We start from the raw sequence: 12121 nt of genomic DNA on the forward strand, positions 1-12121 counted from the left end.
CCGTTCCGCTTCTCTGCCGTGACTGTGCAATGACTGTGTGACGTTCCCGGCGGGCCGCACGCAGTAGAGGACGTGCAGAGTCCGCAACGGGAGGCGTACATCATGGGCGGCCCGAGCCTGGTCGAGTTGATAGCCGAGGCCGACGAGAGAGGTCTCGCGGCGAGCGGTCTCGCCTGCCTCGACCGGTGCCTACCGCTCCTCGGGGGCGGTGACGAGGTGCTCCGGCCGCTGTGGGGGAGCCTCGCGGAGGGCGGCGCGTGGGACATGGCGCTGGCCGATGCCCGTGCCGCGCTCGCGGGTTCGGGTTCGGGTTCCCCGGAGGAGTCCGCCGGCGACGAGGCCGTCACGCTCGCGCACCGCATGCTCGGTGCCGTGCCGGCCGCGCGTTCCGCCGCCGAGCTGCGCGAGTGGGCCGACGCCTGCTCGGTCGCCGCGCTGCAGATCCACCGGCTGCTCGACACCATGCCGGACGGCGGCTCCCAGCGGTCGTCCGTGACGGCGCGGCGCGAGGGGCGCACGGACGGCATGTCGCCGCTGGTCGCCGCCGAGCTGCGCCGCCAGATCCGGATCCTGGAGCTGCTGGCCAACCAGGGTGCCGGTGCGGGCGGGCTTCGCCAGGCGCTCGACGTGTCGACGGAGGGGCGGCGGGTGCTGCGGGCGGTGGTTTCGAGGCGGGAGCGGGGCCGGGGCTAGCGCCCCCGAAGGGGCGCGGGGCTGTGACCAGCCGACGAGGGGGCCGGGCCCCGAAGGGGCGCGGGGAACTGCGCGACCAGCCACGACGTACCCGCAGATGAGTACCGCACTTCCCACGGCGCCGGGCGCAGCAGGAGGGCCCCGCGGTCATCGGCGTCTCCGCGGGGCCCTCCTGCGATCCCCTCCTATGGCCCCCGGCCAGCTACTTCGCGCCGAAGATCGCCGCCAAAGGCTGCTTCTTCTTGAAGACGGTGGACGGCGCCGTCACATGCTCGCCGCCGATGTAGAGGCGCTCGCCCGCGAAGAGGATCCGCCGCTCCGTCGTGAACCGCGCCTCCATCTCCCAGCTGGCGGACGGGTTCTGCTGGATCTTCGTCTTCTTGTACGTCGTCGGGTCCAGCTCCCAGACCGCGCCGCCCGCCTCGTCCACGACGCTGGCCTCCTGGTACGCGATGACCTTGCCGTCGTCCGCGACGCCGACCGGGGTCAGGTGACCGCCGTCCACGCCCTCGGCCTTGCCCTTCTGCTTGCCAGTCTTCAGGTCGAGGGCGACCAGGTCGTTCTCGGCGTCGGACGACGCGCTCGCGGGCTCCGAAGTGCCGAGGAAGAGCGTGTCCTTGGTGACGGCGATCTGCTGGCAGCCGGTGACCTCGGTGGCCGGGCAGTCCAGCTTGTACTTCCCGTACTTGCCGCCCACCGTGCTGATCGTGCTCAGCAGCTTGCCCTGGGCCCCGCTGTCGTCGATCGTCAGGAACTCCGAGGCCCCGGACGAGCCCTTCTTGGCGTCACCGCCGTCGGCGCCCACGACCAGCGGGTCGGTGGAGACGACGTGCGCGTTCTCGGTGCCTGCCGGGAGTTTGTACGTCGACTTCACCGCCTTCGTCGCGGGGTCGACGGTCTGGAGCGTCAGCTGGGGGCTGTCGACCTCGCCGCAGTCGCGGAGCGCGATCAGCTTCTCGTCGCTGCCCGCGTAGCCCTCCACCGGGCACTTCTCGTCCGAGGGCTTCCACAGAGGCTCGCCGCTGACCTTCCAGCCCGCGTCGGTGAGGCTGCCCGCCGCGGCGACCGTGCCGCCGCCGATGGTCACCTCGTCAAACATCTGCGCGGAGCCGTACTCGTCGGTGGCCTGCTTCTGCCACAGCAGCTTGCCCTTGTTCAGGTCGACGAGGCCGACCTCCGTACAGACGGAGGGGTCCTTCTTGGCGTTCTGGAAGAGCACGGCGACCAGGCCGTCCTTGGTGGGCTCCGGCGACGTCCAGCAGACCTCACCGCCGAGCGGCACCGTCCACTCGGCCTTTCCGCCGGCGAGCGGATAGCCGACTATTTTGTTCAGATCGGCCTTCACGAAATTCTTGTCGGTCGTCCACATCCCCATGGCGCCGACCATGTCCTTCACCTTCGCCATCGGCACCTGGCCCAGCAACTTCGCCTCGACGGCGGCCGATTCGGACCCGTCGTCGGTACCGCTTCCGCTCCCGCCCGAACCGTCGTCGCTCTCGCCGCAGCCGCTGAGCAGGAGCGCGGCCGCGAGTAACGAGCCGAGGGCTGCCGCCTTGCGTGACATCTGAATCTCCTTGTGGGCATGGGTACTTGACCCACCGCTCATCGTGCGACGACCGGCCGGCCAAGTGTTTTCGCTTGGATTGGCGATCCTTCCTTTTGGGTAAGGGAATTTCAACTCGGAATTCCTTATCTCTGCTTCAGTTGAAATGATCCCGGGAACATTTTGCGGAATTGGCGGGTCAGTTGATATTGGGGCGCTACTTGGCGAGGGTCGTCTTCACCTTGGCCATCTGGGTGGAGAGCAGATCCGCCGGGAGCTTCGCCTGCTGCGGGTCGGTGAGGTGGAGGGTGAAGAAGAGCGTGACCGTGTTCTCGACGCGGACCGCCGTCAGATGCATGGGGACTTCGGAGCCCTGCGCCGCGCCCGTCATCTCCCAGGAGACCGACTCGTCGCCGCCCGCCGCGACCTGCTCGCTCTTCACCGAGGTGTACGCGACGGTGGCGCCGCCGTTGTTGCCGCTGGTCGAGAAGCCGCCCGCGCAGGCCGCGACCGCCTTGCGGAGGTCCGCGAGGGTCTTCTGGGCGCCTTCACCCTCGTACGAGAAGAGGCTCGTCGTCACCGCGAGGCCGGGCGACGCCGTGGAACCGTAGGAGCGGCTCGCCCACGCGGCGGGCTCGGGGGTGCGGTCGGTGCCGGAGGCGGTCGCGTCGGCGATGGCGCGGCACTGGGGCTTGTCGGACTTGGGGGTGACGTTCGCCGCGGCGTTGTCCTGGGCGCTGTATCCCTTGGCCTCGGCCTTCGTGACGAGCGTCTTCTTCAGCTGGGCGGCGGTGGCGGGGGCGTTCGCGTCCGCGGGCTCGGGCTCGGGATTCGCGGAGGCCGTCGCCTCCTTGCCGCCTTCCTTCTTGCCCTTGGAGTCTTCGCCGCCGTCCGACGAGCCGGAGCAGCCGGCCAGCGTCAGCAGCGAGGCGACGGTCAGCGCGGTGAGGGAGGCGAGGGGGCGGCGGTTGCGTTTGGGGTTCACGGGTGCTTTTGCCTCTGGTTCTGGTTCTGGAGTGGAGTTGAGCAAGGTGCGGCGTACGTGAGGCATAGCGGGGCGGGTGCGGAAAACGTCACTGGTGACGGGGCGGGCCCGGCAATTGGTCCGAATGATCCGTCCGCTCGCTTCCGCTTCGCGCGCTGTTGTATAACCGGGCCGCTCCCGCCGAGTTCGGCGGATCCCTCGCTCAACACCCAAGTCCTGGGGGGACTTTCCTTTGCAGATACGCACGCAGACGCGCACGCACAGACGCACCGTCGCCCGCTCCGGTACCGTCCTCGCCATGGCTCTCGCCCTCGCCACCGCGGGCCTGTTCCAGGGCGCCGAGGCCGAGGCCCAGACCGTGGAGTCGGGCTCGCTGAGCTTCAGCGGCGACACCGGTGACTGGGTCACCGGCGGTCAGTCCTTCGCGTACTCCACGGCCGCGCAGGACACCCTCGGCGTCAGCGCGTCCACGGACAACGGCGGCGTCAGCGTCAACGTCAACGGCGCCAACGGCGACTGGTGGACCCTCGACCTTGCGGCCCCGTCCGGCACCACCCTCGCGCCCGGCTCGTACACCGGTGCGACGCGAGCCGGCTCCAACGGCCCCACCGAGCCCGGCCTTTCGCTCTCCGGCAACGGCAAGGGCTGCTCCGACCTCACCGGCTCCTTCACCGTCCAGGACGTCGTCTTCGGCCCCGGCGGCTACGTCCAGAAGCTCGACGCCACGTACGAGCAGCACTGCTCGGGCAGTGAGCCCGCGCTCCGTGGCGAGGTCCACATCTCCAACCCGGCCGCACCGGCCGAACTGCAGCTCGGCGTAGACGTGGCCGCCAAGGGCACGGTCGCCGGCGCTGACGGCAGGCCCACCGTCCACGGCACGGTCACCTGCAACGTGCCGACCGACGTCTCCGTCGCGGGCGAGGTCACGCAGACCGCGAGGAACGTGACCGTCACGGGCCCGTACTCCACCTCGGTCGCCTGTGCGCCGGGCGCGCCCGTCGCCTGGACGGCCACCGTGACCGCCTCCGGCGACAGCCCCTTCGTGAAGGGGGACGCCCAGGTCAGGGCCCAGGCCTTCACCCAGGACCCGAACTACGGCGGGACGGTCTCGGCCGAGAAGACGGCGACGGTGACTCTCACCAAGTCCTGAGGCTTCCTGAGGTCTGAGGTCTGAGGCCTGAGTGACGCTTGTGGTGCCCCATCCGCTTGAGAGTGAGGGGAGTTGCGAACGCGGCTCCCCGGATTCCGGGCAGTGCGGGCAAGAGGTGGGGCACCATGCGTGAGGCCGAAGAGAAGACGGCGCCGGCGGCCGCCGCGATGCGGGGGCATGCCGCGCGGTTCGTCGCGCGGGCGACCGCGCGCAGCCGGCTGCCGCTCGACTACAGCGTGGCCAGCCTCCGTGTCGTCGACTCCCTCGTCGAGGGTCTCCGCGCGGGGACCCCGGAGCGGAACCGGGTCGAGGGGGTGCTCTTCGGGCTTGGTGCGTACGTGGGTGAGGTGCTCGTGCGGCGCGCCGGTGCCGTGTGGGTGGATCTCGACGACAGCCGGCGCGCCTGGTTCGGGCAGTCCGTGGGCGTACGGATGCCGGACGACAGGGTCTGGAATCCGCTCGGGAAGGTCGTCAACCGTTTCGAGCTCGGCCCCGAGGAATCGCTGCAGACCTTCTATCTGACGCTGCACGGGCGCAGACGGGGCGGCACAGGGCCCCGCACGGCGGGCGGCTCGCGCTAGTCCGCCATGAGGGGCGCCATGCCTGTGGCGCGGACCGCCGTGACGAACGCCGTCCAGGCAGGGGCGGCGAAGACGACTGCCGGGCCGTGGGGGTTCTTACTGTCGCGGACGGGGATGTGGGCGTGTGCCTCGTAGGCGGCGTCGTTCACTTCGAGGCAGTCACCGCTTTCGCCGCCGCTGTACGTCGACTTACGCCAGGCCGCCGTCAGGTGGACGTCGCTGACCTCCAGGCAGTCGCCGCTACTCCCGCCGCTGTAGCTGGACTTGCGCCACATCGGTACGGCCGAAGCGTCCGGGATGCTCAGGTGCCTACTGCTGCGCATGCTCATAATCCTTTGCGACGGACCTGATCAGGGCCAGGGAGGCGCGGTGCGAGAGCGCGTCACCCAGGGCGTGATCGTATGCCGCTTGGCACTCGCGCACCACGGACGGGACTTCGAGCACCCGCCCTGTCTTCAAGCCTTCCACATACGCGACCGGCGGCAGGTCCTCGAACCACATGAGCGTGACGATGCCCTCCAGCAGTGCGTGGAAGCCCGCCGAGAAGGGGAGCACATGCACGCGGATGCGGTGGCTCTCGCCCAACTCCAAGATGTGACAGAGCTGTTCGCACATGATGGACGGGCTGCCGATGGGGCGCCGCAGCACTGCCTCGTCGAGCAGTGACCAGAACACCGGTGCGTGGAAGTCGTCGAGGATATGGGCGCGTTCGAGGCGTGTGACGAGCAGCCTGTCACGTTCCTCGACGGTCTTGGATGGGAAGCCCGAGCCGAGCACCTCGCTCGCGTAGGCCTGGGTCTGGAGGACGCCCGGTACCAGCTTGGGGCCGTAGACCCTGATCACCTTCGCCTGCCGCTCCAACTTCAGAGCTTCGTCGAAGTGTGCGGCGACACGGCCCTCGCCCAGCGTGGGCAGGAACTCCTCGAAGAACCCGCCCGTGTGCAGCACCTGGTCAAGGCGTCGCGCATCCTCCAGGTCGGGTCTGCGGCGGCCCGCCTCGATGTGCGCGATGTGCGTACGCGACATGATCGCCCGCTGGCTTAGCTCCTCCTGGGTGAGCTCGGCTTCCTCGCGGCGCCGCTTGAGCTCCTTGCCGTACTTCTCGCGAGACTGCGGGTTGTCCTCGATCGCCACGCCCAACTCCCCATTGTGCAGGTTCCGTTGTCACGCTGAGCTATCTACCCAGCGTACGGGCGTCCGCCCCACTCTGTGACTGGAACAGCACGCAGAGTGAGAGGCAAGGCAATGGAAGAGGCTGAAGGTGCGCCGCCCGAGGGGCAGTTGGAGGGGGCCGGGATCACGCTGCGGGTGTCGCGGGACGGTGGGCGGACCTGGGGGCCGCGTGTCGCCTACTGGCCCGCGCGGGATGCGGCTCCGCTGCAGTCCGGTGGGCGGTTTCCGCCGTGTGCTTGTCCGAGGTGCAGGAGTGTGAAGTGACCGTCTGTGTGCGGGAGTTCATGTAGCGCGACCTCGACCGCTTCCTCGTATGGCGTCATGGCGTACGAGGCGGCCCTCGTCTCTGGCGGGAACCGGTGACGAGGGCCTTCACCCCGAGTGCTTACACAAGGAGCACCCGAAATGTTGCGTCATGTTATCGCGCCTGCCCGATTTTTCTCTCAGGTGCCGAACGAAATCATCCGTCATCCCCGGCTCTCCTCCGATGCCGTCCGGCTGCTGACCTGGCAGCTCTCGCTCCCCGTCGACGCCGATGAATCACTCTCGAAGACCGCCCAGCGCGCCGGCATCGGCAAGGTCGCCTTCCTGCGTGCCAAGGGGCAGTTGAAGGACGAGGGTTACGTTCATGAGTGGCGCGAGCAGGTCGAGCGCGGGCGGTGGCGGACCCGGCAGCTCGTGTCGAATGTGCCGCTCAGTCGGGATGAGGCGGCCCGTGTGGGAGCGGTATCGACGCAGGTCGCACCGACGGTCGCCGTACCGGCCGCCGGTGCGCCGATGGGTCGGGGCGTCGGCCGTCTTCCAGAGCAAACCCCCGTAGGGGACACCTACCAACCGTCCCCGGAGGCGGTGCCGGTGCCGGAGCCCGCGCTCGCCGCCGAGGCCCGCCGCATCGTCGACGCCCTGCACCGGCTCGACCCGCGCCTCCGCGTACCCCGCGGGATACTGCCGGAACTGGCCGAGCTGGCCGCCCAGTGGCTGGCGGTGGGGCACACGGTGGACGCCGTACGCGAGGAGATCAGACGCCAACTGCCGGGTTGCGGCACGGCAGTTCACCACCCGGGCGGACTCGTCCGATACGTACTGCGGGAGGCCCCGCCCCTCGACGTACCAGCCGAGTCGAGTGCGCGTGTCGCGCAGATGGTGGAGTGCGCGGGCGCGCACACCCAGCCCCGTCTCTTCCGCCCCGTCGCCGACGAGCTGCTCTGTGCCGACTGCCGTCAGGCGAGGGCGGAGTCCGCCGCAGGGGCTCAGACTGCCGTGCGCGGCGCGGCAGTGGCCCGTGCCGCCTTGCGTCGGTGGGACGGGACGCCGAGCGCCGTGCCGCTCCCCCTCGTCTCCGGGGTACGGCACGGCGCGTAGAGCCGCCCAATAAGGGTTACGGGGTCAGCGTCTGGCCCAGGTGCGCCCCCGCCGGAGTCCCCAGCAACGTACGCCCGTAGTACACGCCACCCGACGTCGAGACGCCCGACGAGCCGCTGTCCAGCTGGAGGATCGTGCCGTCGCCCGTGTCCTCGCCGTCCACGCCGATCGCCAGATCCGCGCGGCCGTAGCCGGAGAGGTCCGTCAGGACGGCCGACGAGCCGAGGCGGTCCGCCGTCTCCGTGGAGCCCGTGATGCCCGTCGTGTCCTGGGAGAAGGCCAGTGCGCCCGTGCCCGTCAGGCCGGACGACGATCCCTTCAGGAGCAGGGACGTGCCCGCGTCCTTGCGGGACGTTCCGTCACGGGTGATGTCCTCGTTCGGGGCGCCCGTCAGGACGTCCGCGTAACCGTCGAGGTTGTAGTCGCCCGCCGAGACCGACCAGCCCATCGCGTCGCCCGACTCGGCGGCGCCCGGGACGCCGGACGTGTCCTGGTGGATCGTCTTCATGCCGGTGGTGGTGAAGCCCGTTGACGTGCCCGGAACCACCGTCACCTGGCCGCCCGCGAAGGCGCCCGACTCGGCCGTGTACGGCTGGCCGATCACCAGGTCGTCGTAGCCGTTGCCGTTCACATCGGCCACGGCGAGCGAGCGGCCGCCCTTGACCGTCAGCGAACCGACCCTGCTCAGGCCCGACCTGGTGCCCTTGAACCACTGGACCTTGCCGATGCCGGCCTGGTCGCGGTAGGTCAGTGCCACGTCCGCGTAGCCGTCACGGTTGAAGTCGCCGGACGCGGCGTCCGCGTACGCGATGGCCGTGTCGCCGGACGTCAGCGTGCCGCCCACCTCACTGCCCGGTGCGAAGCGCGCCGCCCACGTGCCGCCGGTGCCGGTCGACGCCGAGAAGACGTCCGCCTTGCCGTCCGCGTTGAAGTCGGCGACGGCCACCGCTGAGCCGAACTTGGCGCCCGGGTAGTGGAAGTCGTCCGCGAGCTGCATGTCCGTGCCCGACGTGAACGCCGGGCCGTAGAGGATCGTGACCGCGCCGCGGTCCGCGTTGGTGGCGTCGTCCTCGCCGGGGGCGCCGATCGCCAGGTCCGCGTAACCGTCGCCGTTGATGTCGCCCCAGGCCGTCGCCGCCGCCCAGTTGTCGCCCGCCTCGGAGGCGCCGGGGACGCCGGGGCTCGACTGGGTGAGGGTCTTCTTCGACGCGCCTACCGGGCCGTCCAGACCGCCGGGGATCACCGTCAGCGTGCCTACGCCGCCCGATGCCTTGGGCGTGCCCGCCACCAGGTCCGTGATGCCGTCACGGTTGAAGTCGGCGGTCGGGGTCGCGGAGTTGCGGCCCGCGCTTGCCGCATAGCGGCGGATCTCGCCGAGCGTCGAGTAGAGGTTCTTGCCGGGGCAGGCCGTCGCGAAGCCGTCCCGGTGGCCCGAGACGGTGTTCAGGGAAGGGGTGTCGCCCTTCTTCCACACGCCCGTGTCGTCGCCCGCCGTCAGCGTGACCTTGGCCAGCGGGTCGCCGCCGTACTGGCCGAGCTTCCAGGCCGCGACGCGGGAGACCGACTCCAGGGCGGCGCGGGTCGGCTTGCCCGCCTTCTTGTACGTCGTGCCGGGGGCGGGGTTCTCGTTGCCCTCGAAGTCGCCGAGCATCGCTATGCCCGCCGACTCGGCGTTGAAGCCGTACGTGTGCGCGCCCTTCACCGGCAGATCGGTGCCGCCGCCGCGGCCCTCGAAGACCTGGCCGCACTTGTCCACGAGGAAGTTGTAGCCGAGGTCGTTCCAGCCCTCGGTCTTCACGTGGTACGTCATGATGCCGCGGACCAGGGCCGGGGACTGGGCGCAGCTGTAGTCGTTCGTACCGACCGTGTGGTGGACGAAGACCGCCTTGACCTTCTCGATGTACTCCGGCGGGTCCTCGACCAGGGACTCGTCCGCGCCCCAGGCCGCGCGGTTGATCATGGGCGGCTTGGTGACCGTGGACGGCGGGGCCGGGGGGACCGTCGGCTCGGGGTCGGGCTCCGACGTGGTGGGGGCGGGGGAGGTGGGCGGTTCGGTGCCCGGCTCCGAGGCCGTCGGGGACGGCGCCTGCGAAGTGGGCTCCTCCGTCGGGGGCTGCGAGGTGGGCGCCTCCGACGGCGCGGGCGACGCGGGCTCGGTCGGCTCCGGCGTTGGTGTCTCGTCGGCCGCGACCTCCATGGGCGCCGAGAACGCCGCGGGTGCCATCGCCGAACCGTCGAGCGCCGGGTTGTCCGCCTCCTTGGACGTCACACCCGGGTCGACGAGGTTGACCTCAAGCCCCGTCGGCAGCGGGGCACTGGAGCTGCCGTCCGCCGCGACCACCCGGACCTCCACGCCGTCGGACGGGCCGACCCAGAGCGGCTCGGAAGCGGCGCGCATGCCCGCCTCGACCTTCTCGGGCAGATGCAGCTCCAGGTCCAGGTTCTGCCAGCCGGTCCACTTGCCGCCCTCGATGGAGCGCGTACGCACCTGCGCCGTGCCGTCGAGCTCCTTCGTCACGCCGGTCCACGAGACGCCGAGCAGCGAGAACTGCTTGGTCGACGTGCGCGGCAGCTCCCTCCTCTTCGCGCCGTCGGCCTTGAGCGCGATGTCGTGCACGCTCACCGGACGCTTGCCCCGCGAGCCGCCGTCCGTCGAATCCGCCGACGGATCCGCCATCGCGTACGTGATCACCCCCGCGCCCCCCAGCACGACGGCTCCGATCGTCAGCCACGCCCTGCGCTTGAGACTCAAAGGTCTGTACGCATGCGTGGTACGCGCTGATTCGCGCGGTTTGCGCGGGCTCAAATGCCCCACCCCTTAGCGGAATTGCCGACTGAATTGCCGGTTGACCAAAGCGAGTGCGTACGACCGGCCGGCAGGGCAAAGGGTTGTACGAATCCGGGCCCGAAACGACGTGATGTATCCCGCACTTCTGACGTGTGACATATGGCCTGAGCATTGCGCTGGGTCACGTGACAGCTGTGAACGGGAAGTGGACGAGGAGTGTGGGTGGGGACCGTGGTTCTTGGGGCGGGGAAGCGACGACAGTGGCTGCGGGCAGCGGCCTGCTGTCTCGTGATGGGGGCGCTCGCGTCCTGCGGTTCGGAGGGGAAGATCTACGAGGGAATGGTCGAGCGGACGCCGCCGGAGCCGCCGAAGCCCGCAGACGAGGTGCGCGGCGAGCGGCTCTCCGAGGAGGCCATGCGGCTCCTCAAGGACGCCGATTCCCTTCGCATCGCGGTCGAGATGACCGGCCCCGGGAAGCACCAGAAGATCTCCGTGCACATGGACCGTCACAACAAGTGCACCGGAACCTTCGACGACGGGCCCATGAAGAAGGGCGACATCGTCATGGTCAGCGCCGATGAGGCCTACTTCCGGTTCTCGGACGAGGCGCTCGACGCGGTCCGCGCCCACGGCGTGACGCTCGGCCCGGAGGCCGAGGCCAAGTCCAGGGAGCGGACGGCGCTCGCCCGCGGCAAGTACCTGAGGATCCCTGATCAGCCCCAGGGGCCGAAGGGCGTTTCGCCCACGCGGATGTGCGACCTGGGCACGGCGCTCGGTGATCTGGGCGACGCCCCGGCCGACGGCGCGCGTGCGCTGCCGGACAAGCAGTGGCACGGCCAACGCGTGACCCCGCTCGTCGCGAAGGACGGTGGCCACGACATGACCGTCTACCTGGCGGCGGGCGACAAGCCGTACATCGTCGGCATGACGCAGACGCGGGGCACCGAGCACATGGTGATGGAGATGTCCGACTACGACAAGCCGGTCGTCGCGGCGTCCCCCGACCCGTCCCTGGTCCTCGACATGACGGACGTCGGCCTGGGCGGTGGCTCGCCGTTCGCCGTGTGAACCGTCCGAACTGGACCGACTGAGCCGACTGAGCCGACTGAACCGTCTGGACCTGTGACATTTCTGTGCGCACCGGCGCTGCTCAGCGTGGGGGCACGGACACGGTGAGCCGTGTCGCACCAGTACGAATGGGAAAGCGTGGGCCGAGGAGGAGAACCCCGTCGCGCGCAGGCGCACGACGAGGAGCTTGGCGCGGCTGTCGCGCGGGCGCAGGAGGGCGACGAGGCGGCCTTCGCGGTCGCGTACCGCCTGGTGCAGCCGGGGATCCTCGGCTATCTGCGCGGCCTGGTCGGCCACGACGGCGAGACCGCGGAGGACGTGGCGGCCGAGGCCTGGCTGGAGATCGCCCGCGATCTGGGGCGGTTCCGCGGTGACGGGGCGGGCTTCCGCGGCTGGACGGCGACCATCGCGCGGCACCGGGCGCTCGACCATCTGCGCCGGCAGAAGGCCAGGCCTCGGCCGTCCGCCCTGGAGCAGGACATGCTCGAGCTGCCCGGACCGCACAGCACTTCGGGCCAGGCTCTGGAGGCGATCTCCACGGAGCAGGCGCTCGCGCTGATCGCCGGGCTGCCGCGCGACCAGGCGGAGGCGGTGCTGCTGCGGGTCGTCGTCGGCCTGGACGCCCCCTCGGCGGCCCGGGTCCTCGGCAAACGCCCCGGCGCGGTCCGCACCGCCGCGTACCGCGGCCTGAAGCGGCTCGCCGAGCAGCTCGGCGACACGCGGGGTGTGACGGATGACGGGCCCGGTCCGCTGGGGGAGTCGAGATGACCCGGGAGTC

11 protein-coding genes are annotated in these 12121 nt (G+C 70.4%); 6 read left to right on the forward strand and 5 right to left on the reverse strand.

Annotation, left to right across the window (positions count from 1 at the left end; translation table 11 throughout):
- Positions 1 to 102: 102 nt before the first annotated feature.
- Entirely contained in the window at positions 103 to 693 is a 591-nt protein-coding gene (locus OG453_RS22600) for a hypothetical protein (protein ID WP_266873090.1), read from the forward strand.
- Between the two features lie 202 nt (positions 694 to 895).
- On the opposite strand, the gene OG453_RS22605 is transcribed toward OG453_RS22600, so the two are convergent.
- Positions 896 to 2257, reverse strand: a complete 1362-nt coding sequence (locus OG453_RS22605) for a hypothetical protein (protein ID WP_266870232.1) — start codon at positions 2255 to 2257, stop codon at positions 896 to 898.
- A gap of 196 nt (positions 2258 to 2453) precedes the next feature.
- On the reverse strand, positions 2454 to 3221 hold the full coding sequence (locus OG453_RS22610) for a hypothetical protein (protein WP_266870234.1): 768 nt from the start codon (positions 3219 to 3221) through the stop codon (positions 2454 to 2456).
- 298 nt (positions 3222 to 3519) lie between these two features.
- On the opposite strand from OG453_RS22610, the gene OG453_RS22615 reads away from it, so the two are divergent.
- Complete coding sequence (locus OG453_RS22615) at positions 3520 to 4371, forward strand: hypothetical protein (RefSeq protein ID WP_266870235.1); 852 nt, start codon at positions 3520 to 3522, stop codon at positions 4369 to 4371.
- A 125-nt stretch (positions 4372 to 4496) separates the two neighbouring features.
- The gene (locus OG453_RS22620; RefSeq protein ID WP_266870237.1) at positions 4497 to 4952 is read left to right on the forward strand and encodes a hypothetical protein; all 456 of its coding nucleotides are present in this window, start codon (positions 4497 to 4499) and stop codon (positions 4950 to 4952) included.
- Here OG453_RS22620 and OG453_RS22625 read toward each other — a convergent pair.
- Positions 4949 to 5275, reverse strand: coding sequence for a DUF397 domain-containing protein (locus OG453_RS22625; protein WP_266870239.1), 327 nt, complete (start codon positions 5273 to 5275; stop codon positions 4949 to 4951). The two genes, OG453_RS22620 and OG453_RS22625, sit on opposite strands and share 4 nt — an antisense overlap.
- Positions 5262 to 6086: a helix-turn-helix transcriptional regulator gene (locus tag OG453_RS22630; RefSeq protein WP_266870241.1), complete on the reverse strand. Its 825-nt coding sequence runs from the start codon at positions 6084 to 6086 to the stop codon at positions 5262 to 5264. The genes OG453_RS22625 and OG453_RS22630 overlap by 14 nt, the downstream gene beginning before the upstream one ends.
- Before the next feature lie 486 nt (positions 6087 to 6572).
- Here OG453_RS22630 and OG453_RS22635 point away from each other — a divergent pair, with 486 nt between their 5' ends.
- Positions 6573 to 7487 (forward strand): hypothetical protein, encoded by a 915-nt coding sequence (locus tag OG453_RS22635; RefSeq protein ID WP_266870243.1) that lies wholly within the window; start codon positions 6573 to 6575, stop codon positions 7485 to 7487.
- Positions 7488 to 7503: 16 nt separating this feature from the next.
- Here OG453_RS22635 and OG453_RS22640 read toward each other — a convergent pair whose 3' ends face one another.
- Positions 7504 to 10239 (reverse strand): FG-GAP-like repeat-containing protein, encoded by a 2736-nt coding sequence (locus OG453_RS22640; RefSeq protein ID WP_323178660.1) that lies wholly within the window; start codon positions 10237 to 10239, stop codon positions 7504 to 7506.
- Positions 10240 to 10497: 258 nt separating this feature from the next.
- Here OG453_RS22640 and OG453_RS22645 point away from each other — a divergent pair, with 258 nt between their 5' ends.
- On the forward strand, positions 10498 to 11343 hold the full coding sequence (locus OG453_RS22645) for a hypothetical protein (protein WP_266870245.1): 846 nt from the start codon (positions 10498 to 10500) through the stop codon (positions 11341 to 11343).
- A gap of 138 nt (positions 11344 to 11481) precedes the next feature.
- The gene (locus OG453_RS22650) at positions 11482 to 12111 is read left to right on the forward strand and encodes an RNA polymerase sigma factor (RefSeq protein WP_266870246.1); all 630 of its coding nucleotides are present in this window, start codon (positions 11482 to 11484) and stop codon (positions 12109 to 12111) included.
- The last annotated feature ends 10 nt before the right edge of the window (positions 12112 to 12121 follow it).

The organism is Streptomyces sp. NBC_01381, assembly GCF_026340305.1.
Classification (GTDB): domain Bacteria; phylum Actinomycetota; class Actinomycetes; order Streptomycetales; family Streptomycetaceae; genus Streptomyces.